Source organism: Bacillus sp. FSL K6-3312 (assembly GCF_038007485.1).
GTDB lineage: Bacteria > Bacillota > Bacilli > Bacillales > Bacillaceae > Bacillus > Bacillus pumilus.
This window is the reverse complement of record NZ_JBBOXI010000001.1, coordinates 3243252-3266930: the sequence shown is the minus strand read 5'-3', so window position 1 is coordinate 3266930 and position 23679 is coordinate 3243252. Positions and strand designations below refer to the sequence as shown.

The following is a 23679-nucleotide window of genomic DNA, read 5'->3' as shown; positions in this document are numbered from 1 at the left end:
ACATGCTCCCTCATGAGGGGGACATGTCTTTTTTGGTGATGGATTGCAGGTGCATCTGCAGTACGGAGCGTATGAGCTGAGGCGGTAAGCGATGAGGCTGCAAGATTCCATTCAATGCAAGTCCGTTGATGACCGCATAAAGCCGCTCAGTTTCGACTAAAAGATCGATATGATCAAGCAAGAGCCCATCCTCTTTTAATTTCATTAAACAATATTGGGTCATTTGGAAAAGCTCGTCATACATCTTTGCATTGAGCGGCTGTAAATCAGGTTCAGTCATCGACTTGACTGTAAAAGCCTGCCACACCTCCATTTCAAATCTTCGTTCTTCATCAAGTGGAAGAACCTGCTCCAATAACGCGAGGACATTTTCTTCCGTTGAACCGTTCAGCTGAAGTTCTGTCATCCGCTCTTTGACTCTTTCCTGAATCAATGTCATAGAGAAAAGAAATAGCTCCTGCTGTGTGGAGAAATAATGGCGCATAGAGCCCGCTGAAATGCCAGCTTCTACTGCTACTTTTCGTACAGAAGCGTTCTCCAATCCATCCTGTTTAATCACTCTCATGGCAGCTTGAGCGACTTTTTGTTTTTGTTTATAGTGATCGACGATTTTTGGCATACATTGATTTTAGCACAGCTATTGTTTTTTTAACACAGTTGTGTTACTTTTTATTTAATACAATTGTATTAAAAAGGATGTGGTGAATATTGATCGGGTTATTGATTGTGGCATGTGAAATTGGATTTTGGCTGTTTATTCTGGTGGGTTTAACACTTCGTTATGTGTTTAGACAGAAAAAGTGGGGCGCCTTTTTTCTCATTTGTACACCGATTTTGGATCTCATTCTTCTTGCAGCGACGTATATGGATTTAAGGCAGGGGGCTGTGGCGAGTGTCATTCACGGGCTCGCGGCTGTTTATATTGGGGTGAGCCTCGCTTTTGGACATCAAATGGTGAAATGGGCAGATGTCCGGTTTGCTTATCGATTTGCAGGAGGCCCTAAGCCGAAGGGAAGACCAAAGTACGGGAAGGAACGGTCTGTGTATGAAATAGTCGGCTGGACGCGGCATCTCGTCTCTTATGTCATCGGAGCCGGTCTACTATTTGGGTTATCCTACCTTATACAAGCACCAGAACGAACGGAAGCACTGATGCAGCTAGCGAGAGTATGGGGAATGGTCTTAGCCATTGATTTCGTCATTAGCATCAGCTATGTGATCTGGCCGAAAAAACACCCGCAAAATATAGCCAGCTAATAAAAAAGACAGGCGGACTCACTCCGCCTGTCTTTTCTTATGATGAAAGACCTTTGTAAATGGTGTCAATATTCCATTTCATCATCTTATAGTAACTGTCCCCATCTTCACCTTTCTTTCCAATGGAGTCAGTAAATACTTTTCCTTTAATCGGAACCCCAGTTTCTTCAGATAGGCTTTCAAGGCTGCGTTGATCGACACTTGTTTCAAGAAAGAGCGCAGGCACTTGATGATCTTTGACGAAATGAATGATGCGCTTCATTTGTCCAGGTGTTCCTTCATTTTCTGTGTTAATCTCCCAAATGTAGCCTGCCTTCAGTCCATAGGCATCTGCAAAATACTTGAAGGCTCCCTCACTTGTCACAAGACGCTTGTTGTCTTTCGGTAGCTGGTCGAACTTGTCTTTTGCTTCATTATGAAGCGCCTGAAGCTTATTGATATAGGCTTCTGTATTTTTTTCGTAATCCTCCTTATGCTCAGGGTCCGCTTTAATAAGTGCATCTCTGGCATTTTTAGCATACAGAATCCCATTTTCGACATTTAGCCAGGCATGGGGGTCCTGCTGGCTTTCCAGTCCTTTTGAAGACAAGTGCTTTACTTTGACGCCTTTACTTAATTCGGCTACAGGTGCATCATCCCCGTCCTTGCCACTCGATTCGAGCAGCTTTTGAAACCAGCCATTCCCTGTTTCAAGGTTTAAACCATTATATAGAACAAGGTCTGCATCCGTTGTATGCTGAACATCCTTTGGCAGTGGATCAAATTCATGTGGGTCTGTACCAATGGGAACAATGCTGTGAATAGAGACGTGCTCTCCGCCTACTTCCTTCACAATGTCATAAAGAATGGAGTAGGTCGTGACGACTTTTAATGTGCCGTCATCTTTGCCGGAATTATTTTGTTTTGTAGAACAGCCTGTGATGACCATAAGGGCAATGAATACTGCGGTCAAACGGATTGCAAATACCTTCTTCATATATGTCCTCCTTTTACATAGACGCTTCCTTTTTTAGCTGCGTTCGTTTTCGTTTAGACCTTAATGATCTCCATAGAATTCCTTGCTTTGGTGAAAGGATAAAGGCACTCCCGAATAAAATGGTCGCAACTAGCACGATAGAAGCGCCAGACGACAAGTTATACGTAAAACTAAGCCCAAGTCCGACGACAGCAGAAACTGCCCCGAAAAATGCAGATAAATAAATCATAATCCATAGCCGGTCTGTTAAGAGATACGCAGTGGCTGCCGGCGTAATAAGCATGGCAACGACAAGAATAATCCCAACAGTTTGCAATGAAGCAACGGTCACAAGGGTCAACAACGTCATGAGAAAATAATGGATCATTCGATTCGGTAAACCGTAAACCGAAGAAATCACCGGATCAAATGAACTAATGAGCAATTCTTTGTAGAAAACGATAACGGCCAGCAGGATAAAAATGCCGATGCCAAGCGTAATCCACATATCAGATGATCGAACAGCTAGAACGTTTCCAAACAAGATATGATATAAATCACTGGAACTTTTCAAAAATGTGATCAAAATGATCCCGATTGAGAAAAAAGCGGTGAAGACAATGCCAATCGCAGAGTCATTTTTAATGCGGCTGTTTTGACTCACGTATCCGATCCCAATCGCTGTTAATACGCCAGTTAAGACGGCTCCGAAGAAAAAGTTAATTCCCAGCATATAAGAGATGGCGACACCTGGCAGCACAGCATGCGATATGGCGTCTCCCATCAATGCCATGCCCCGTAAAATGATAAAGCAGCCAATGACCCCGCAAATAATGCCTACCATCACGGATGTAAATAACGCTTTTTGTAAAAACGCATATTCAAAGAGTCCGGTTAAAAATTCCATTACACGTCTCCTCCTGCTGATTTTAAGAATGGTAGCTGCGTTTCATATGCCTCCAGCATGACCTCTGGGCGAAGGATGTCGTGTACAGGTCCCGCTTTGATGAGTTTTTTATTTAACAGAACGAGATGACTGAAGTAATCATCGGCTTTACTTAAATCATGATGGACCACTAAAATGGTTTTTCCTTCATCCCGTAATTCCTTCAAAATGCGAATCATTGTTTCTTCACTTGCCATATCAATTCCAACAAATGGTTCATCCAAACAGAAGAGCTGTGCGTTTTGCGCAAGTGCTCTTGCAAGGAAGACACGCTGTTGTTGACCGCCGGATAACTCACCAATTTGTCTTTTGGCAAAGTCCTGCATGCCGACTTTTTCTAAACAGTGGTATGCATATGCCCGGTCTTCTTTTTTCGGACGTTTGATCAGGCCAAGCTTCGGATATGTTCCAAGTAGGACGGTATCCAGCACATGAATAGGAAACGTCCAGTCTAGATCATTTCTCTGAGGTACATAGGCGATCTGTTTTCTAACTTGTTTAAAGGGCTGTTCAAAAAAGCGAATATCCCCTTGGTCTTTTTCAATTAAATCTAAACATGCTTTGAGTAAAGTCGATTTACCGGCACCATTTGGACCTATGATTCCTGTCATCGTTCCTTCCTGTATGGAAAGAGAGATGTTCTCTAAAGCATCCTGCCCATGATATGAGACATGAAGACGGTCGATTGTTAAAGCATTTGGCATCTCTTGCGGCCCCTTTCAATCATCATTGCACTTCCTAAAGATATATGCATACATTAAATAATTTTGACTAAAGGATGAAATGATTCTCTAATCCTATTTTGTTTCCTTAGGGAAACTTTTATTTTATTCTAAGCGTCTGTCCTTCTTTTGTAAAGAGAAAAACTATATCTTATTCTGTAAGAGGGCAAATGATCGTTTTTATGTTATGCGCAGAGCGGTGGGCATGAGCTTGGTTTATTGAAAATCCGTGTGACAGAATGGGACACAAAAAAACCAATTATTTCTTCATAAATAATTGACAGAAGATAAGAAATCCTCATATAATAAGGGTAATCCAATATATGAATATATGCTCATATATAAAGTTTTTAATTTTTAATAGGTTGAATCGATCCAGGGAACGTTACTTATCATATAGAAAAAGGTGAGAACATGAAAAAGATGAAGGATGAATACGTATTAAGCGGTCTTGATTGCGGCAACTGTGCACGTAAAATAGAAACAGGTGTCAGCAAAATGGATGGAGTGGAAGCTTGCTCTGTTAACTTTGCGACAGGCACCTTGACTGTGACGCATGCAGATAAGCAAGAAACGATGTCAAAGCGAATTGAAAAAACTGTTCAGTCCATTGAACCTCATGTGAGTGTATCACCGAAAGAAGATGGTCATCATCACGATCATGATCACGGGACGAAAAATTTAAAAACGATTGTGCTGAAATTAATTGGCGGTGCAGTCATTGGAACAGCCGCTTTCTTTATACCTGAAGATGGTATATTAAAGTTCCTTATGTTCTTCGCAGCATATTTACTAGTCGGCGGTGATGTGGTTTTTAAAGCGCTGAAAAATATCGTGCGAGGCCAAGTATTTGATGAGAACTTTTTAATGACCATTGCAACAGTTGGTGCTTTTGTGATTCAGCAATATCCAGAGGCACTGGCAGTGATGCTCTTTTACCAAATTGGAGAGCTCTTCCAAGGGGCGGCAGTGAACCGTTCAAGACGTTCAATTAGTGAATTAATGAATATACGTCCAGAATACGCGAATCTAAAAGTCGGAAATGAAACGAAAAAAGTGAATCCAGAAGAAGTAAAAGTCGGTGACCGTATTGTCGTGAAGCCTGGTGAAAAAATTCCGCTGGATGGGCTCGTTATTGAGGGCTTCTCACTTGTTGATACATCCGCATTAACAGGGGAGTCGGTGCCGCGGGATGTAGAAGCGGGAAAAGAAGTTCTTGCAGGATTTGTGAATCAAAACGGTATACTTGAAATTGAAGTTCAAAAAGAGTTAAGCGAATCGGCTGTGACGAAAATTTTAGATTTGGTTGAGAATGCAAGCAGCCGAAAAGCACAGACAGAAAATTTCATTACAAAATTTGCGAAATATTATACACCGGCTGTCGTCGTACTCGCCTTATTGCTTGCCTTTGTGCCGCCGCTTCTTATTCCATCAGCGCAATTGTCTGATTGGGTGTACCGGGCACTTGTCTTTCTCGTGATCTCTTGTCCTTGTGCTCTTGTTGTATCCATTCCATTAGGATTTTTCGGGGGAATTGGGGCAGCGTCTAAACGAGGCATCCTTGTCAAAGGCAGTAACTATTTAGAAGCATTGAATTCTGTGAAATATGCGGTATTTGATAAGACGGGCACGCTTACAAAAGGAAACTTTACAGTGACCAATATTGCCACAGCCAGTGACAAGTGGTCAGAAGAAGAGCTGCTTTCTTTTGCAGCACTAGCAGAAGCCCATTCCTCTCACCCTATTGCAGAATCGATTAAAGCGGCGTACAGCTCACCGCTTGATGAAAGTCAGATCGAAGCATATGAGGATATCGCGGGACATGGAATTAAAGCGACCATCAGCGGTTCTCACGTCTTAGCGGGAAATCACCGCTTGATGGAGCGAGAAGGCATTGCGTATGAAAAAGAAAAAAGAAGCGGAACCGTTGTGTACATGGCAATTAACGGTGAGTTTGCCGGATCAATCTTGATCGCAGATGAATTGAAGGACGATGCAATCGAAGCCGTTTCTGCTCTAAAAGCGTCTGGTATTCAAACCGTCATGCTCACTGGTGATGCTAAGCAAGTCGGAACTGCGGTCGCTAAGCAAATTGGCATTGATGAAGTGCATGCAGAATTATTACCGCAGGATAAAGTAACGAAATTAGAAGAAATTGATCAGAAAAAAGCGCCTCAAGAAAAGCTATTATTTGTTGGGGACGGCATTAATGATACACCGGTATTAGCAAGAGCAGACATAGGAATTGCAATGGGCGGGCTTGGTTCAGATGCAGCTGTCGAAGCGGCTGATATCGTCATCATGACGGACCAGCCATCAAAGGTAGCAGAAGCCATCGCTGTCGCAAAACGAACAAGAAGGATTGTATGGCAGAATATCGCATTTGCCCTTGGTGTCAAAGGCGTTTTCCTATTACTCGGAGCATTCGGAATTGCGACGATGTGGGAAGCGGTCTTCTCGGATGTCGGTGTCACCGTACTCGCTGTTTTAAATGCGATGAGGGTCATGAAATAAAATTGTAAGGAAAATTTCATGAATACCATCTTTCATAATGGACCCCCTCTTGTTAAAATAGAAGAAGTTGGATAATGGCATTTTTCTAAGCTATTATCCAACTTTTTTTAAAGGAATGATAAAGATAAGGTAGGTGCTTATGTGAGTAAGAAAAATAATCAATCTTCATCCATTAAATTTGCTGTCATTTTAACCATTATCGCAGCTCTTCTCATCGGTATATTTGTTGTGATTGGAAACAAGAACAGCCAAGAAGCACAAACAGTTGACAGTAAGCCTTCGATTAAAGGACAGCCTGTCATAGGAGACAAAAACGCAGCGGTGCAAATTGTCGAGTTTGGGGACTACAAATGTCCGTCATGTAAATCATTCGAAACAGACATTTTCCCAAAACTGAAAGCAGACTACATAGATAAAGGCGATGTATCATTTTCATTTATTAACTTGCCACTGCCTGTTCATGGAGATGGCGCAGTGTTAGCAGCACTAGCTTCTGAAGAAGTATGGAAAGAAGATCCAAAAAACTTCTGGGCATTCCATGAAGCTGTCTATCAAGCACAGCCAGATAGTGAAGCAGAATGGGTTACGCCTGCTAAGCTGACTGAATTAGCGAAAAAGACAACAAAAATTGATACGGACAAACTCAAAGATAACCTATCAAAGAAAACGTATCAGCCGCAGCTGAACACAGACGATCAGCTTGTGAACAAATACAAAGTCAATTCAACACCAACGATTTTGATTAACAATAAACAAGTTCAAAACTTCTATGACTATGATGAAATCAAAGAATTAATTGATCAAGAGCTCAAAGGGAAGAAATCATGAAGAATAAGCTTATTTACTTGTACAGTGCTTGGATTGTCTCGATCATTGCGACGATGAGCAGCCTGTATTTAAGTGAAATTAAGAAGTTTATTCCATGTGATATGTGCTGGTTCCAACGCATTTTCATGTACCCGCTCGTGCTTTTACTTGGAATTGCTACGTTCCGGGGGGATGTCAAAGTGAAGTATTACGTACTGCCTTTGGCTGTGATCGGTGCTGGGTTTTCCATCTATCATTATATGGAACAAAAGATCCCAGGCTTTGCGTCGATTCGCCCTTGCCTCAGCGGTATTCCTTGTTCTGTTGATTATTTGAACTGGTTTGGTTTTATCACCATTCCGCTGTTAGCACTTATTGCATTTATTCTGATCATCATCAGTATGCTGCTGTTAAATGCAAAAGAAGATTGAGAGATAGCCTGCTTTTTAGCAGGCTGTTTTTTATTTTTGCAAAAAGATAAAATTTAAAGAAAATTTGTATTGCTTTTCGCTTATGTCAGATATACATTAAGGGAGTAGTGTTAGATGATCAGATCATGTAAGGAGATAAGCGGAAAATGGCATGGGAAGTCTTAAGTATCATTGGTATTATCGCATTCGCCATTAGTGGTGCGATAGTGGCAATGGAGGAAGAGTACGATATTCTTGGTGTGTACATTTTAGGGATTGTGACAGCATTTGGCGGTGGAGCGATTCGGAATCTATTAATCGGTCTTCCGGTGTCTGCTTTATGGTCACAGGGCAAGATGTTTACCATTGCTCTTGTATCCATTACGATTGTGTTTCTTTTTCCAAAGCTTTTGCTCAAGCACTGGAGCACATGGGGGAATTTCTCGGATGCGATTGGCTTAGCAGCGTTTGCGATTCAAGGTGCATTATTTGCTGTGCAAAGAGAGCTTCCACTCAGTGCGGTCATTGTTGCAGCCATTCTGACTGGAAGCGGTGGCGGAATTGTGCGTGATTTATTGGCAGGGCGAAAGCCGCTTGTGCTAAAAGCAGAGATTTACGCAGTCTGGGCAGCACTTGGCGGCTTACTCGTAGGACTCGGTTTAGCACAAGGAGAGATTGCTTTGTATTTGCTGTTTCTCATCCTCGTCGTATGCAGGGTTTGTTCCTATCTATTCAAATGGCGGCTTCCCGCTAGGTCTTATTTTTTAAATAAAGGGTAAAACGAGAAAAGAGCGATTTCGCTCTTTTTTTGTGTTTGAAACGAGCTGGATGTCAGCAGGTAATGGAGTTTTCGTGTAAAATAAAAGCAGGGTCTTTTTGTTCATCATTGGAACAATACATATGATGAAAATTTTGTCAGCTGGCTGAATATCTGGATTCAGCCTTTTTTTGCCTAGATGGATTGTTATGTGTTGGTTTCACATTTTGCGGAATACTAAAGAAGCTCCTATGATCGGACGGATGAATCAACTCGAAATGAACACATCTTTGCATGTAAGCAAAACTTGACGAAAAAATTAAAAGAGGAGGGACACGTACTAGTGGAGATTTTTTTGGCAGTGCTCGTACTACTTGCACTCATTGCATCATCTAATATTATCAATCGTTTTGTCCCCTTTATTCCAGTCCCGTTAATTCAAGTGGGCTTAGGAATACTGGTGGCAGCTTTTCCTTCAGGTTTACATATTTCTTTAAATCCTGAACTATTCTTCGTTTTATTCATTGCGCCGCTGTTATTTAATGACGGGAAGCGTACCCCAAGGGACGAGCTGTGGAAATTAAGAGCGCCGATTCTTCTGTTAGCCCTAGGGTTAGTTTTTGCGACAGTCATTGTCGCGGGATATACCATCCATTGGATGATCCCAAGCATTCCGCTTCCAGCCGCATTTGCGCTTGCAGCGATTTTATCACCGACAGATGTGGTAGCAGTCAGTGCTCTTTCCAGCCGTGTGAACATGCCAAAGGGCATCATGAGATTGCTGGAAGGCGAGGGATTAATGAACGATGCATCAGGACTTGTTGCCTTTAAATTTGCCATTGCAGCAACAGTAACTGGCGCTTTTTCAATTGCTGAGGCATCCTTTAGCTTTGTCCTAATTGCCGCAGGTGGTCTATTGACTGGATTTATTCTATCCTTTTTTATCATTCGTTTTCGCTATTTTCTCCGCCGTTTAGGAATGGACGATGTCACGATGCATATCATTCTGCAAATCCTTACACCATTTGTCATCTATTTAGCAGCTGAAGAAATTGGTGTATCCGGTATTTTAGCCGTTGTTGCTGGCGGTGTGACACACGCTATTGAGCAGGATCGAATGGAAGCAAATTTAGCCAAACTGCAAATTGCTTCATCAAACACATGGAATATTATTTTATTTATTTTAAACGGACTTGTTTTCGTTATTCTTGGATTGCAGATTCCTGATGTATCGACAGTGATTTTCCAGGATGAAGCATTTAATAATATGCAGGTCATCAGTTACATCTTAATCATCACGCTATGTCTCATGATCCTGAGATTCTTATGGGTATGGCTCTTCTGGGCAGGTAACTGGAGTGTAACGAAAAAGCAGAATGTGAAAAAACCGAAGCTGCGTGCTTCGATGCTGATGACATTCTCTGGTGTTCGTGGTGCTGTCACTTTAGCTGGTGCCTTCTCAATACCATTTACGCTTGCGGACGGATCACCATTCCCCGAGCGGCATTTGATTATTTTCCTCGCGGCAGGCGTCATTTTATGTACACTCATTTTAGCTAGTGTATTATTGCCTCTTTTATCTGAGAAAAAAGACAAGCAAATCGCCGTGGATTTGGATACAAAGGTTCAGCATGCGAAACGGAAGCTGCTGAGAAGTGCCATTAAAACCTTAAGAGAAGGAATGAATGAAGACAACAGGGAAGTGTCTCTAGCACTCATTAATGATTACCGAATGAAGCTGCGTAATATCCAGCGTGAGCCGTACCAATTCGGGATGAGAAGACAGGAACGAAAAATCAGATTGCATGGAATTAAAGCAGAACAAATGAAGCTTCAGCAATTAATTGATGAAGAGAAATTAGATAAAGAAGAAGCCTATGAGCTACAGGAGAGATTTCATGAGCTGGAAATGCTGTATTCAAACTCCTTCAAAATTCGTTTTTCAAAAGTGAAGTTCCTGCGCTTGCTTCAATGGCTCCAATTATGGCGACCGAATCAGCTCGTTTCCAGCGGTATTTTAGAAAACGAAGACTCGTACAAGCAAATCCGTAAGAAAACGGCAGAGGCTGCTGTGGATTCGATCAAACAGCATATGACCGATGAAAATAAACAAACGTGTCACCAAGTGATTGGCTTTTACAACCAAGTCATTTATCGATGTGAACACGGTCCAAGCTTCTTTCAGCAAAAAGATCGTTCGTTTGACCGGAAGAAAAAAGAGCTTAACTTCCAAGCTGTACAGACGATTCGAAATGAAATTCAAACTTTGTATGAAAATGGTGAAATCAATCGTGATATTGCCCATCATTTAAGGGAGTATATCAATGATATGGAAGCTGTTCTCTTGACCAATACGTAATGTTGTCATCTTTTCCCCTATGTTTTATGATGAAGAAAGAGAACGAGCAGGGGGAGATCAATGATGGCGTATTATGGAGCAATTGAAGCTGGCGGTACAAAGTTTTGTTGTGCAATTGGCAATGAGCACGGGGACATTCTCGAAGAAATGACGATTCCTACAGAGCACCCAGAAAAAACGTTACAAAAGCTCATCCCATTTTTCGAGCAGCATGACATTGAAGCATTAGGGGTCGGCTCCTTTGGACCGATTTGTGTCCAAAAGGACGACCCTTCTTATGGTTATATCATGAACACGCCGAAAGTAGAGTGGAAGCATTACCCGTTCATCCCAGAGCTAGAGAAGCAATTAGAAGTCCCAGTATCTTTTACAACAGATGTCAATGCGGCAGCTTTAGGTGAATTAACAAAAGGAGCGGCCAAAGGGCTGAATAGCTGTATGTATATCACGGTCGGTACGGGGATCGGTGCTGGCGCTGTTGTAAAAAACGAGCTTCTTCACGGTCATTCGCATCCAGAGATGGGGCACATCCTTGTCAGGCAGCATGAATCAGACGTATTTGAAGGAGTCTGCCCAGCGCATGGAACGTGTTTAGAAGGACTGGCAGCTGGCCCAGCGATTGAGAAAAGGTGGGGGAAATCTGCCAAAGAGCTCACAGAGGAAGAAGCAGTTTGGGCACTTGAAGCCGATTATTTGGCGCAGGCACTGATGCAATACTCGCTCATTTTAAGCCCAGAGCGCATCATTATGGGCGGGGGCGTCATGAAGCAAAAACAGCTGTTTCCACTAATTCGAGAGAAGCTTGCTGTTTATCTCAATGATTATGTAGACCTGCCGCCGCTTGATACATACATTGTCTCTCCTGGACTTGAGGATAAGGCCGGCATGACAGGAGCTTTGCTGTTAGCCATCGAAGCGAAGAAAAACGCCTGATAATAGAGTTTTAATGGACAACGTGAGATAATGAAAAAGATGGAATCTATGAAAAAGGTGGTTGTTAAAATGGTTAAAAGCTTGAATGATACCGTAACACTGAATAACGGAGTGGAAATGCCTTGGTTTGGTTTAGGTGTATTCAAAGTGGAGGACGGCAATCAAGTGGTAGATGCCGTAAAAGCAGCCATACGAAACGGATACCGCAGTATTGATACGGCTGCCGTTTATAAAAATGAGACAGGCGTAGGCAAAGCGATTAAAGAATCTGGCGTGAAACGAGAAGATTTGTTCATTACGTCTAAAGTATGGAATACGGATCAAGGCTATGATAAAGCACTGGCTGCATTTGACGCAAGCTTGAATCGATTAGGTCTTGATTACTTAGACCTCTATTTGATTCATTGGCCTGGCCCAAATGCAGAAACATTTAAAGACACATGGCGTGCGCTTGAGAAGCTTTACAAGGATGGGAAAGTGAGAGCCATTGGCGTCAGCAACTTCTACATTCAGCATTTAGAAGAGCTGTTAAAAGATGCTGAGGTTGTTCCAGCCGTGAACCAAGTTGAATTTCATCCGAAACTGACACTTGTCAAACTGCGTCAATACGCAAAAGAAAAAGGCATTCAAATTGAAGCGTGGTCTCCGCTCATGCAAGGAAAGCTATTAGATCATGACGTATTAAAGGACATGGCTGCACGCTACAACAAATCTGTTGCGCAGGTCATCTTGCGCTGGGATCTGCAAAGCGGCGTCGTGACGATTCCTAAATCAATCAACGAAGAACGCATTAAACAAAATGCAGATATTTTCGATTTCGAACTATCCAAGGAAGACATGGAAAAAATCGATGCATTAAACAATAACGAGCGCGTCGGCTCGAATCCAGAGACGATGACGGTTGGGTTTGAATAAATGAAAAAAATCCCCTTTCTCATGTGAGAAAGGGGATTTTTTATGTACTGCTTCTTCGCACAGCCAAGAGCATAATAAAAGATAAAATCACAATACAAATCGTCCATGCCCAAGCAAGCTCCATGCGTCCAGAATCAATCGCCACATAAATAGCGGTTGGGAGTGTTTGGGTTTTTCCTGGGATGTTGCCGGCAAACATTAAGGTCGCTCCGAATTCTCCAAGGGCTCTTGCAAAGCTGAGGATGCTGCCTGACAAGAGGGATGGCAGGGCAAGAGGTACCGTAATATAGGCAAAGACTTGGAATGAATGAGCACCATCTACTTTTGCAGCCCCTTCAATATCTGACTCAACTGTAGAAAAGCCAGCCTTTGCTGATTGATACATGAGCGGGAATGCCACGACTGTCGAAGCAATGACCGCCGCCCACCATGTGAAAATGACCGGCTGATGGAAAATCCATTCAATCACGCCCCCTATTACACTATGCTTTCCGAATACGACGAGCAATAAAAAGCCAACGACTGTTGGCGGTAGAACGAGCGGCATCATCAGGAGCGTTTCCACAATCATTTTCCCTTTAAAAGTTGTTCGCTTCATCCAGAAGCCAATCGTTGTGCCAAAGACAGTGGCCAACAGTCCGCTAACGATGGCCACTTGAACGGACAGCCAAATGGGTGATAAAAAGTCTTCAGTGAGCATAGGCATTACGACACTTGAAAGCCGTATTTCTTAAAAATGGATGTGGCTTTATCAGATTGAAGAAATTGAAAAAAGGCCTTGGCTTCCGTTAGATGTTTTGTCCCTTTGACAATCCCGACAGGATATATAACCGGGGAGTGCATGTCCGAATTTGCCTCAGCTGCAATCTTTACCTTTTTGGAGACGAGGGCGTCTGTTTTATACACAACACCTGCTTCGACATTTTCAGTTTCAACGTAGCTTAGAACTTGTCGTACATCTTTGGCATAGACAGCATTCTTTTTCACTTGGTCCCATAAGTTCAGTTTTTTGAAGATCTCTTTTCCATATGTACCAGCAGGAACCGATTCAGGTGTGCCAAGAGCAATCTTTCCTTTTATGTGCTGGACGTCTTGAAAGCTTTTAATAGAGGAAGAGCCATCTTTTGGCACAATAAGGACGAGCTCATTTTGTATGGCGTCCTTGATATAATCTTGATCAATGTCTCCAGATTGAACAAGTTCATCAAAGGGCTCTTCAGCTGCTGAGAAAAAGAGATCCGCTTTTGCTCCTTGAGCGATTTGCTGCTTCAATGCGCCGGATGACCCGAAGTTATTCGTTAATGTCACATGTGGATGCTGTTTGTGAAAGGAGACTTCAATTTCCTTTAGTGCATCCTGAAGACTTGCCGCTGCTGAAATCACAAGCTCTGTTTTTTTATTCGAATTAGATGGCTTCATCTCTGTTTGGCATCCACTCAGGAGCAAACATATGGAGATGAGGGCTAAGAATGTATACTTCATGTTCACACCTCTTATCATTCAATATCATGTAGTTCCCTTTATTATAAGCAAACTTATTTAAGCATTCATAGGCTTTCAGCAAAAAGAGAAAAGAAAAAGCCGCCAAATGGCGACTTTTAGCGTGACGACTAAGGAGATCGTTCTATCCTGTTTACTGCTGATAAAAACGCAGCAAATTCCCATTGATCACCTTGTCTGATAAGGAGAGCTCTTTATTGGCTTTTTCGATATAAGGCTGACATACCTCATCCTGCTTCACGGGTTCTTTTGTTTTTTGATCATAGCAGGTGTTTTTTGTATAGAGATAATCATCTGTAATAAAGTTCCCGTTTCTCAGTACAGCGAAAGGCGTCCGTTCATTTGAAAATAAATCATTGCCGAATTGAATGGAATCCTTCGTTTCAATCCCTAGTAAGTGAAGAAGTGTCGGCTTTACGTCCATTTGACCAGCTGTTTCAGAAATCGTCTGCGGTGCATGATCCGTGACACCAGGAATGTAAATTAAAAAGGGAACACGCTGCAGTTTGACCGCATCAAACGGTGTGATTTCCTCTTTATTAAGCAACTGTGCCATTGCCTCATGATGTGCCTCAGAGATGCCATAATGGTCACCCATGAGGACAAACATCGTATTGTGATACAATCCTTCTTCTTTCATACGGTCAAAAAATGTCTTAATCGCTTCATCTTGATAGCGGACGGTCGTCACATAGCGATTTAAAATGGTACTGGACGAATCATATTCATCAATAAACTGATCCTTCGGGTCAATTTCAAATGGAAAATGATTGGTCAAAGTAATAAACGTACTGTAATAAGGCTGCTTCAACTTTTTTAAATGATCAACGGATTGATCAAAGAAGTCGATATCCTTTAAGCCCCAGCCAGTGGAATTCCGTTCATTGACATGATATGAATCGACATCATAAAAACGATCAATTCCTAGAGATTCATACATCACATCACGATTCCAAAACGTTTTATTATTCGCATGAAATTGGACGGATTGATAGTTTTCCTTTTTCAACTGCTTGTATAACGTATCATATTCATTATCACTCGCTGTGAAAAAGACAGCGCCGCTGCTAGAAGGATAGAGGGAATTAGCGACAATAAACTCTGAATCGGACGTCTTCCCCTGCTCTGTCTGCTGATAAAATTCATCAAAATAAAAACTCTTTTTAGCCAATTGATTTAAAAAGGGAGTGATATATTGTCCATTTACCTTTTGGTTCATGACAAATTGCTGCGTGGATTCAAGTGAAATGAACACAACGTTCTTGTCTTTAGCAAGTCCGAAGTACTCTTCGTTTGGTCCGCTGTAATCAGCCTTTGTGTAGTTTGCTACAGTAGAAAGCGTATCTTCATCTGCAAAGGCCTTTTGTCCAATGCGTGCCGTTTGGGCAGCACCGTCATACAGATGGAATTGGAACAGCCCGAGGTTTCTGACAATGACTTCACGATCATAAGAGCTTGTCAGAAATCGAGGGTGATCCATCATAGCTGAGCTGACATGAAACAATAGGAAGCTGCAACAGATCGCATAATATGTTTTGATCGTCTTGTATGACGCTTTTGGGGCTAATGGTTTACGCTTGAGCAGCCAAGCAAGTACAACAAAATCAACGAGCATCAGCACAAAGAGCGGGTGGAATAATTCCGTCATACTGCTGCCCATATCTCCCATGTTCTTCGCTTGGAATAGCACGGGAATGGTAATGAAATCAATGTAAAAACCATAAAAGATCGTATTCGATATAAGAATCGCCGTAAGAATAAAATTTGCAGTCAATAAAAAGACCTTTTGTTTGGTTTCATTTAAAAAAAGAGCTATCCCAAACAAAGGGAGTAGAAAGCTAAGTGGATTGATCAAAAGCAGCCATTCATGAAACAGATTGGCCGTTCGTATGTGAAATCCTAGTTGATAAATGATGTATGTTTTCATCCACATGAAGAGGATGGAATACACTAAAAACCAGTGATTTTTGAAAAACGCTTTCATTTATGTATCTCCTCATCATTCTGTATTCAGCTGCAAGGCAAAAACACTTATCTTAAACCTACTAAAAAAATGAGGAATGATCAATTCATATCTTATTTTTTTCGCAAAACTCTTTTTTATTCTGTTAGAACTGAATGGGGATAGATATGCCGCAGATGACGGCGATGTAATAGCAGGTGACGACAGTGAGAGCAGCTAGTACGACTTGTTCTCCTGTGCTGCCTGTTTTGACATAGAAGGGGAGACGCACTTTAATGGAAGCTGGAAATAAAAATTTAATGCCGTTTACTGTTCCAGCATCAAGGATAAGGTGGCTCGTCATTCCAACTAGTAAACCGATACTTAGGCTGTCATTTGGTATGTATGTTGTCGCGAGAAAATAAATGATCAGCAGAAATAATAAACTGTGAGTGAACGTGCGATGACCGAATACGCTGCTAATCATTGCTGAGAGCAGCGTAAATTTTCTACCGATTTTACTTTTTGTATGGCAAAGGTCGGGGATCAAAGCACCTGCTGATCCAGCTGCAGCCATGATGACTGGGTCGAATCCGTAGTAGTAGGCGACGGCTGTTGAGGCGGCGATTCCGCCCATAATGTGTGTTTTTCCTGTCATGATGCGTACTCCTGTTCTATCTTTTGTTCAAGTACCCACTATATCAAGGGTGAATTCATTCAGCAAGGCTTATTTCTAAAGAAAAAGAGGACAAAAGGGTTGGCTGATTGGAAAAACATTCTATAATAAGGGGGAAGTCATGTTGATACTAACGATAAGGATGCGATTCGGATGGGTAATGCAGACATTTTAAAAGAAATTGTTCTTGTACATTATGAAGTCAGCCGTAAATTAAACCGCAAGTTACTTGAGTTAGAAAAAGACATCACGCCTCCGCAGATATATGCTCTTTCTATTTTGATACAAGGCAAAGTATCACATGCCGAAGAGCTGAAACAAAGACTCTCTTTAAACCCAGGCGCAGCCTCCATTGCACTCAATAAATTATGTGAGCAGGGCTATATTCAGAGAGAACGGGACAAAGACGACCCCTCGCTCGTCCGATTAGAAGCCACCGAAAAAGGGCAGGCGATTTATGAGAAGCATACACGTCTTTTCGGAAAGGTGATTCAGCATATGATGTCAGACTTCACAAAGGAAGACTTAAAAACCTTTTTGACGTACCTGCAAAAAATGAGACAGACCTTTCAAGATGATTGAGCCTTTCCACTTTGTATAATGCGGCGCACTGTAGCACAAATTAAACAGGCAACCGCATTTTATGAAAAGGGAGGAAACAGCGATGTCATTTTTCCAAAAGGATAAAAAGGCGAAAAGCGAGAAAGATCACAAGCAAGTAGATCAGCTGTTAGAAGAAGCAAGCAAAGAGCTAGCAGGCGATCCGCTTCAGGAAGCTGTACAAAAGAAGAAAAACAATGATCAATAAGCAGGTATAGGGCAGAGAAATGATTCTCTGCCTTTTTTCTATGTTTTTCCCTTTGACAGAAGTGAGAATGTTTGATAACCTTCGTGTAGTAAAAATGAATAGAAATCCTCACGCTATGTCTCAGTGAGGTAGAGGTTGCGCGGATGATGAGTCACTCATGGGAGAGATGGAATCGAAGATCATGAGAAAAAAGGCATCAGCGCCGAAGTGTAGAGAGAGCTCCAACTTTCTTTATGCTGGGTCTGCATTGAATAAATGCAGGACTGCCACGTCTTTGAAGCGTGGAGGGCTATCCGGAGATCAAGGTGTATGTTTTGAAAAGCATGGACTGTTGTTCAGGCTTTTTTTTATGTTCTGAGTACCGAAGATAAGGGTATGCTGTTAAGAAAGTGACCCATGATGAACATAAAGAATACAAGTCATTGCTTCACAAATATATCAATGAAGATACTGCCGGGTCTGGTCCGAAGTGAATATAACGGAGGTACGGAAATGGAACAGACAAAAAAATGGGGTTTTTGGTTATTGACGGCTTTTGTCGTCGGAAATATGGTAGGTTCAGGCATCTTTATGCTGCCAAGTACGCTTGCCCAGCATGCGAGTCCTTTAGGTGTGACGATGGCATGGCTTGTCACAGGTGGCGGTGTGCTGATGATTGCACTTGTTTTTGGGCATTTGTCCATTCATAAGCCGCAGCTAACGGCTGGACCACAAAGTTATGCAAGAGCGCTTTTTAACGATCCGAAAAAAGGGAAAGCGGCCAGTTTTACAATGGTTTGGGGATATTGGGTAGCAAGCTGGATTAGTAATGTCGCGATTATTACGAGTCTTGCCGGTTATTTAACGACATTTTTTCCTATTCTCACAGTGAAGACGGAGATTTTCACCTTTGGAAAAGAAGCGATCACACTTGGTCAGCTGACAACATTTATTGTATGTACCATTCTTCTTTGGGGAACACATACTATCTTAATTACAAGCTTAAGTGCTGCAAGTAAATTAAACTTTATTACGACCTTTTCAAAGGTACTTGGATTCGTCCTTTTTATTGTTGCGGGATTATTTGCATTCCAAACGGCATTATTTGAACATTATTACTTCCCAGTTGCAGCAAAAGGCGAAGGAATGCTCGGACTTGGAGGCCAAATTCATCATGCGGCCATTTCCACACTATGGGCATTTATTGGCATCGAATCTGCTGTCATTTTATCAGGAAGAGCGTCCTCGCAGCGCGATGTGAAACGTGCAACGATTACAGGTCTTTTAATTGCACTTTCTATCTACATGGTTATTACTTTGATTACAATGGGCGTCCTACCGCACGATCAGTTGCAAGGCTCAGATAAACCATTCGTTGACGTGCTTCAGCTCATTATAGGACCGGCTGGCGGAATTGTAATGGCATTGCTTGCGATTATTTGTTTATTTGGTTCGATGCTCGGCTGGATCTTACTTGGTTCAGAAGTACCGTATCAAGCAGCAAAGGCTGGCGATTTCCCGGCAGTATTTGCAAAAACAAACAAAAAAGGCAGTCCTGTTTTTGCTTTAACGGTTACAAACATTATGTCACAGCTGTTTATTTTCTCAGTGATGTCTCGTACGATTAATGAAGCTTTTACCTTTTTAACGACATCAGCGACACTTGCGTATCTCATTCCGTATATTGTGTCTTCGATCTATAGCTTTAAAGTCATCATGCAAGGTGACACGTATGATCTTCAAAAAGGGAAGCGAACAAGAGACGGAATCATTGCACTTGTAGCGATGGGGTATTCCGCTTGGGTCATTATTTCTGGAACAGCTGATTTGAAAACATTTGGACTTGGCATCGGTCTGTTTTTAGTAGGTATTTTGCTTTATCCATTCATGTCAAAAGGATTTGCCAAAGGAACAGAATAAGGGAAACGTTTCTTCACTTGTGGAGAAACGTTTTTTTATGATGCAGATGTTAAACGGTCCACAATAAACTCAAGCTGTCCTTCTAGTGACACTGGGTCATTAAAGAAGTAACCGACAGGATCGATTTCAAATACGTGTTTATTTTGTACAGCAGGAAGTGATGCCCAAATGCTGCTTTCATACACCTGGTCTCCTTTACTTTTTGAACCGCTCCATGGACTAGTGAAAATATAGTCGCCTGCGTATTCTGGCAGCTTTTCAAGGGAAATGTTTGCATAGCCGACCCCGCTGTCGATGGCATCTTTTTTAACTGCCTTTGGCGCACGTAATTTCAACTCGTCATAAATAATTTCGCCTCCGCGTGCAAAGGTGTTTCCAAAGATATAGATACCTTTATCAAAAGGTGACACGATTGAAACGGTTTTGCTGCCGACCGCTTTTGTTACTCTAGGCTTTACCTCAGCAATTTTGGTGTCCCATTTCGTGATCCATTCTGCTGCTTTTTTCGGTGTACCTGTCATTTTACCGAATTCTTTTAGTTGATCTTTAAAGGAATATTGATTGTATTTAATGGCAACGGTTGGCGCAATTTTTTTGTATTGATCAAATTTCTCGTCTTCTTCCCAAGCAATAATCATATCTGGATTCAAAGCGGCGACCTTTTCGACAGAAGGGGTTGTTCCAAGGTTTTTGACACCATCCGTTTTGCCTTTATAGAAAGGGTTTTTAAAGATGGGCGCAGTTGCAGCAATTGGTGTCTTGCCAAGTGTCACGAGGTCACCGTAGTAGCTTTCTGCTAGAAGCACAATTCGTTTTGGATCTTTAGGGAGTTTGACTTCACCTTTCACATCCTGATAGGTGATTGTGTCATCCTGATTGGCGCCAGATTTTTTATTTGAAGTGCTGCCGCAAGCAGCTGTAAACAGCATAAGAATGGCTAAGGAAATCAAAAGAAATCCAGATCGTTTTTTCACAAAGATTCTCTCCTATTCACTTTATTGTGATAATGATTCTCAATTTCAATTGTATCGTAACATGATGGGATGAAAAATGCATCGGCTATTTTAGGGCCTAAAGAAAAATGGTAAATTTCTCACGGTTTTTTGATGAAAATAAAGAAAATGTTCAGAACAATGATTTCAAAAAGAAAAGAAAGTGATATACTAGACTTCGAGATTGATAATCATTATCACTAATGAGGAATAGATTTGAACGGAAAGGAAGAGACTGGTTTTGGGCTCACAATCGAATAAACAGCTGCCGGCCAAAGACGATGCAATGGATATTGTCACAAAGCCCTTTGGAACAGCAGCTGTTGTCATCATAGGAATCATCGCTTTAGCATTTGGTCTTTTTTTATCGGTATCATTAGGAGCGGCAAACATTCATTTGCACACTGTGTGGGAAGCCATTTTTTATTTTGATCCACAACAAACTTCACATCAAATCATCCGGGAATTAAGGCTGCCTCGTACAATTGGAGCAGCACTCGTCGGTGCCTTTTTAGCCGTATCGGGGGCTATTATGCAAGGCATGACAAGAAATGCGCTTGCGTCTCCTGAAATTATGGGTGTGACAAATGGCTCTGCATTTGCGATTGCCATTGCGTTTGCTTTTTTCCCAGGACAATCTTCTTTTACATTAATTCTTTGGTCATTTGTTGGTGCGGCACTCGCTGCCTCTATTGTGTTTGGTGTCGGTACTCTTTCAAAAGGTGGATTGACCCCAGTGAAGCTCGCACTAGCTGGTACGGCTGTTGGGGCACTTTTAAGCTCCATCTCCTCAGCAATTGCCATCCGGTTTGACGTCGCTCAAGACATGAGCTTTTGGTATGCTGGCGGCGTGGCTGGTGTGAATTGGAGCAATATTAAGGTCATCATTCCAGTTGCGGTTGCGGGGCTGATCATCGCAATGATTCTTGCCCGCTCGATCACTGTTCTCAGCTTAGGTGATGAATTGGCAAAAGGGCTTGGACAGTACACGAAAACTGTCAAGGTACTTGGAATATTGGTCGTCATTCTTCTAACAGGTGCTGCTGTCTCAGTGGCCGGTTCTATTGGCTTTATCGGGCTTGTGATTCCTCATGTCACTCGTTTCTTGGTCGGAGTTGACTATCGATGGATTATCCCATGCTCAGCTATTTTAGGGGCGGTTCTGTTAATTTATGCAGACATTGCTGCAAGGCTGGTCAATGCCCCATTTGAAACGCCAGTCGGTGCCATTACTGCAATTATAGGCGTTCCTTTCTTCTTATATTTAGCTAGACGTGAAAGGAGCGGGATTTAGATGGAAATGGTGCAGCAGGCAAAGAAAAAGAAATACAAACGAACGATGCTCATGATCTTTTTGGCGATCGTGGCTGTGTTCCTTATTAGTTTAAATACCGGAGAAATTCGCATTTCTCCGATGGATACATTGAAAACATTTTTTGGATTCGGAAGTGAAATGGATGAGCTTGTATTATTCGAGTTCAGACTTCCAAGAATGGTCATCGCTTTACTTGTTGGCGCTTCTATCGCTGTATCAGGAGCGATTTGGCAAGGTGTTTCTCAAAACGGTTTAGCCGATCCAGGCATTCTTGGTGTCAATGCGGGCGCAGGCTTTGCAGTGGTTTTGTTTATTTTTGCTTTCCAAGGTACGATGTCAAACCTAGGTGATTTTACGATTTTTGTACTGCCGCTCTTCGCTTTTGTAGGTGCAGGCTTTGCTGCATTTCTCATCTATGTGTTAGCGTGGAAAAAGGGCATCACACCTGTTCGTTTGATCTTAACTGGTATTGGCGTCAATGCTGCATTTTCAACAGCGATTGTGGTGATTCAATTAAAAATGAGCCCAAATGATTTTAACCAAGCCATTGTGTGGTTATCTGGAAGCATTTGGGGCTCAAGCTGGACGTATGTCCTGGCTGTCCTGCCATGGATGCTGATTTTCCTTGTATTAGCGGTTGTAAGAGCACGCTACTTAAATATCATGAATTTGGGTGACCAGCTTTCCTACGGCTTAGGGATTTCGGTTCATAAAGAAAGAAGCTTTTTTATGCTGATTGCTGTTGCATTAGCAGGTGCTAGTGTCGCTGTTGCAGGTAGTATCTCGTTCTTAGGGTTAGCCGCACCGCACTTGGCGAGAAAGCTTGTTGGACCGAAGCATCAAGGAATGATACCAGCCTCCGCGTTGATTGGCGCATTGTTATTATTACTGGCAGATACACTTGGCCGCGTCATACTTGCACCATCAGAGGTGCCAGTTGGTCTTGTCGTTTCGGCTTTAGGCGCACCTTACTTCATTTACTTATTGATGAAAACGAACTAAGAAGGAAGGAGAGTACAACATATGAAATCGCTTGAAACAGAAAAGCTTTGTATTGGCTATAATGACCGTTTGATTGTAGACGATTTAAATATCAGTATCCCAAAAGGCAAGGTGACGACATTGATTGGACCGAATGGGTGCGGGAAATCAACGATTTTAAAAACAATGTCCCGTATCATGAAGTCCAGTCAAGGAGCTGTTTACTTAAATGGCCAGGCCATCCATCAAACGCCAACAAAAGAAATTTCAAAACAAATGGCGATCTTACCGCAGACTCCCGAAGCACCAAGCGGGCTGACAGTCTATGAGCTTGTGTCATATGGACGTTTCCCGCATCAAAATGGATTTGGACGCTTATCAAATGAAGATAAACGAATCATCAGATGGGCACTTGAAGAAACGGGTATGATTGCTTTTCATGACCGGCCAATTGAAGCACTTTCTGGTGGACAGCGTCAGCGTGTATGGATTGCGATGGCACTTGCCCAGGAAACAGAACTGCTTCTATTGGATGAGCCGACGACGTATTTGGACCTTGCACATCAGCTCGAAATTCTTCAGCTGTTAGAACGGTTAAACAGAGAGCAGGGACGTACTGTGTTGATGGTCATTCATGATTTGAATCATGCGGCACGTTTTTCTCATTACATGATTGCCCTCAATCAAGGAAAAGTTATCAAAGATGGGTCGCCTCATGAGGTCATGACCAAAGAGGTGCTTGGTCAGGTATTCCACATTGATGCAGAAATTGTACTTGATCCTAGAACAAATAAGCCGATCTGTTTAACATATGACTTAATGAATCATGAAAGAAAGCTAGAAGCTGTGAATGGATAATAGATGGACAAGGAACTCGGTGTGACTACCGGGTTTTTTTGTGTCCTCGAAAATACCTAGTGTTTCCATTTTCTCCAGTTGATATTTTTTCGCTTTTATGCAGAAAAGAGGTACTTTTTTACTTTAGACAATG

At 42.1% G+C, this 23679-nt stretch carries 23 protein-coding genes and 1 riboswitch; of the genes, 14 read left to right on the top strand and 9 right to left on the bottom strand.

The window, feature by feature from the left end; translation table 11 throughout:
* Positions 1-10: 10 nt before the first annotated feature.
* Positions 11-619, bottom strand: coding sequence for a TetR/AcrR family transcriptional regulator (locus tag MHI11_RS17245; protein ID WP_340961774.1), 609 nt, complete (start codon positions 617-619; stop codon positions 11-13).
* Between the two features lie 89 nt (positions 620-708).
* Between MHI11_RS17245 and MHI11_RS17240 the strand changes: the two genes are divergently transcribed.
* Positions 709-1257, top strand: coding sequence for a hypothetical protein (locus MHI11_RS17240; protein ID WP_058013685.1), 549 nt, complete (start codon positions 709-711; stop codon positions 1255-1257).
* Positions 1258-1294: 37 nt separating this feature from the next.
* Here the strand turns inward: MHI11_RS17240 and MHI11_RS17235 are convergent, their stop codons facing one another.
* Genes MHI11_RS17235 through MHI11_RS17225 form a run of 3 tightly spaced genes read right to left on the bottom strand, consistent with a single transcriptional unit; the run spans position 1295 to position 3862 of the window.
* Positions 1295-2233 carry a metal ABC transporter substrate-binding protein gene (locus MHI11_RS17235; protein ID WP_340961771.1) on the bottom strand — a complete coding sequence of 313 codons (939 nt, stop codon included), beginning with the start codon at positions 2231-2233 and terminating at the stop codon, positions 1295-1297.
* Between the two features lie 13 nt (positions 2234-2246).
* The gene (locus tag MHI11_RS17230) at positions 2247-3119 is read right to left on the bottom strand and encodes a metal ABC transporter permease (protein WP_044138947.1); all 873 of its coding nucleotides are present in this window, start codon (positions 3117-3119) and stop codon (positions 2247-2249) included.
* Complete coding sequence (locus tag MHI11_RS17225) at positions 3119-3862, bottom strand: metal ABC transporter ATP-binding protein (RefSeq protein WP_058013687.1); 744 nt, start codon at positions 3860-3862, stop codon at positions 3119-3121. Before MHI11_RS17225 ends, MHI11_RS17230 begins: the two co-directional genes overlap by 1 nt.
* Before the next feature lie 432 nt (positions 3863-4294).
* On the opposite strand from MHI11_RS17225, the gene MHI11_RS17220 reads away from it, so the two are divergent.
* From MHI11_RS17220 to MHI11_RS17190, 7 genes are all read left to right on the top strand, one after another.
* A complete protein-coding gene (locus tag MHI11_RS17220; protein WP_340961769.1) occupies positions 4295-6394 on the top strand; it encodes a heavy metal translocating P-type ATPase in 2100 nt (699 codons plus the stop codon).
* Between the two features lie 141 nt (positions 6395-6535).
* A complete protein-coding gene (locus MHI11_RS17215) occupies positions 6536-7222 on the top strand; it encodes a DsbA family protein (RefSeq protein WP_058013689.1) in 687 nt (228 codons plus the stop codon).
* Positions 7219-7632 (top strand): disulfide oxidoreductase, encoded by a 414-nt coding sequence (locus MHI11_RS17210; protein WP_044138942.1) that lies wholly within the window; start codon positions 7219-7221, stop codon positions 7630-7632. The genes MHI11_RS17215 and MHI11_RS17210 overlap by 4 nt, the downstream gene beginning before the upstream one ends.
* A 146-nt stretch (positions 7633-7778) precedes the next feature.
* A complete protein-coding gene (locus MHI11_RS17205) occupies positions 7779-8390 on the top strand; it encodes a trimeric intracellular cation channel family protein (protein WP_003212961.1) in 612 nt (203 codons plus the stop codon).
* Between the two features lie 321 nt (positions 8391-8711).
* Entirely contained in the window at positions 8712-10727 is a 2016-nt protein-coding gene (locus MHI11_RS17200; RefSeq protein ID WP_003212699.1) for a Na+/H+ antiporter, read from the top strand.
* A 63-nt stretch (positions 10728-10790) separates the two neighbouring features.
* Positions 10791-11660 (top strand): ROK family protein, encoded by an 870-nt coding sequence (locus MHI11_RS17195; RefSeq protein WP_340961767.1) that lies wholly within the window; start codon positions 10791-10793, stop codon positions 11658-11660.
* Between the two features lie 69 nt (positions 11661-11729).
* Entirely contained in the window at positions 11730-12575 is an 846-nt protein-coding gene (locus tag MHI11_RS17190; protein WP_044140933.1) for an aldo/keto reductase, read from the top strand.
* 40 nt (positions 12576-12615) lie between these two features.
* On the opposite strand, the gene modB is transcribed toward MHI11_RS17190, so the two are convergent.
* The 4 genes from modB to MHI11_RS17170 form a co-directional block, all read right to left on the bottom strand.
* Positions 12616-13281, bottom strand: a complete 666-nt coding sequence (modB, locus tag MHI11_RS17185) for a molybdate ABC transporter permease subunit (protein ID WP_044140928.1) — start codon at positions 13279-13281, stop codon at positions 12616-12618.
* The gene (gene modA, locus MHI11_RS17180; protein WP_106066247.1) at positions 13281-14057 is read right to left on the bottom strand and encodes a molybdate ABC transporter substrate-binding protein; all 777 of its coding nucleotides are present in this window, start codon (positions 14055-14057) and stop codon (positions 13281-13283) included. Before modA ends, modB begins: the two co-directional genes overlap by 1 nt.
* Before the next feature lie 151 nt (positions 14058-14208).
* A complete protein-coding gene (locus tag MHI11_RS17175) occupies positions 14209-16059 on the bottom strand; it encodes an LTA synthase family protein (RefSeq protein WP_106066248.1) in 1851 nt (616 codons plus the stop codon).
* A 124-nt stretch (positions 16060-16183) separates the two neighbouring features.
* Entirely contained in the window at positions 16184-16675 is a 492-nt protein-coding gene (locus MHI11_RS17170; protein WP_340961764.1) for a metal-dependent hydrolase, read from the bottom strand.
* Between the two features lie 171 nt (positions 16676-16846).
* Here MHI11_RS17170 and MHI11_RS17165 point away from each other — a divergent pair, with 171 nt between their 5' ends.
* The 3 genes from MHI11_RS17165 (at position 16847) to MHI11_RS17155 (ending at position 19400) form a co-directional block, all read left to right on the top strand.
* Positions 16847-17275 (top strand): MarR family winged helix-turn-helix transcriptional regulator, encoded by a 429-nt coding sequence (locus MHI11_RS17165; protein WP_065098026.1) that lies wholly within the window; start codon positions 16847-16849, stop codon positions 17273-17275.
* Between the two features lie 82 nt (positions 17276-17357).
* A complete protein-coding gene (gene sspJ / locus MHI11_RS17160) occupies positions 17358-17501 on the top strand; it encodes a small acid-soluble spore protein SspJ (protein ID WP_003213383.1) in 144 nt (47 codons plus the stop codon).
* Positions 17502-17622: 121 nt separating this feature from the next.
* A riboswitch (Lysine riboswitch) is annotated at positions 17623-17801 on the top strand.
* Between the two features lie 192 nt (positions 17802-17993).
* Positions 17994-19400 carry an amino acid permease gene (locus MHI11_RS17155; RefSeq protein ID WP_319610284.1) on the top strand — a complete coding sequence of 469 codons (1407 nt, stop codon included), beginning with the start codon at positions 17994-17996 and terminating at the stop codon, positions 19398-19400.
* Positions 19401-19435: 35 nt separating this feature from the next.
* Here MHI11_RS17155 and MHI11_RS17150 read toward each other — a convergent pair whose 3' ends face one another.
* Complete coding sequence (locus tag MHI11_RS17150; RefSeq protein ID WP_185107868.1) at positions 19436-20374, bottom strand: iron-hydroxamate ABC transporter substrate-binding protein; 939 nt, start codon at positions 20372-20374, stop codon at positions 19436-19438.
* 259 nt (positions 20375-20633) lie between these two features.
* Between MHI11_RS17150 and MHI11_RS17145 the strand changes: the two genes are divergently transcribed.
* Genes MHI11_RS17145 through MHI11_RS17135 form a run of 3 tightly spaced genes read left to right on the top strand, consistent with a single transcriptional unit; the run spans position 20634 to position 23546 of the window.
* Complete coding sequence (locus MHI11_RS17145) at positions 20634-21686, top strand: FecCD family ABC transporter permease (protein WP_065098029.1); 1053 nt, start codon at positions 20634-20636, stop codon at positions 21684-21686.
* Entirely contained in the window at positions 21687-22709 is a 1023-nt protein-coding gene (locus MHI11_RS17140; RefSeq protein ID WP_340961762.1) for a FecCD family ABC transporter permease, read from the top strand. It begins immediately after the preceding gene.
* Between the two features lie 21 nt (positions 22710-22730).
* Positions 22731-23546, top strand: coding sequence for an ABC transporter ATP-binding protein (locus MHI11_RS17135; protein WP_003213716.1), 816 nt, complete (start codon positions 22731-22733; stop codon positions 23544-23546).
* The last annotated feature ends 133 nt before the right edge of the window (positions 23547-23679 follow it).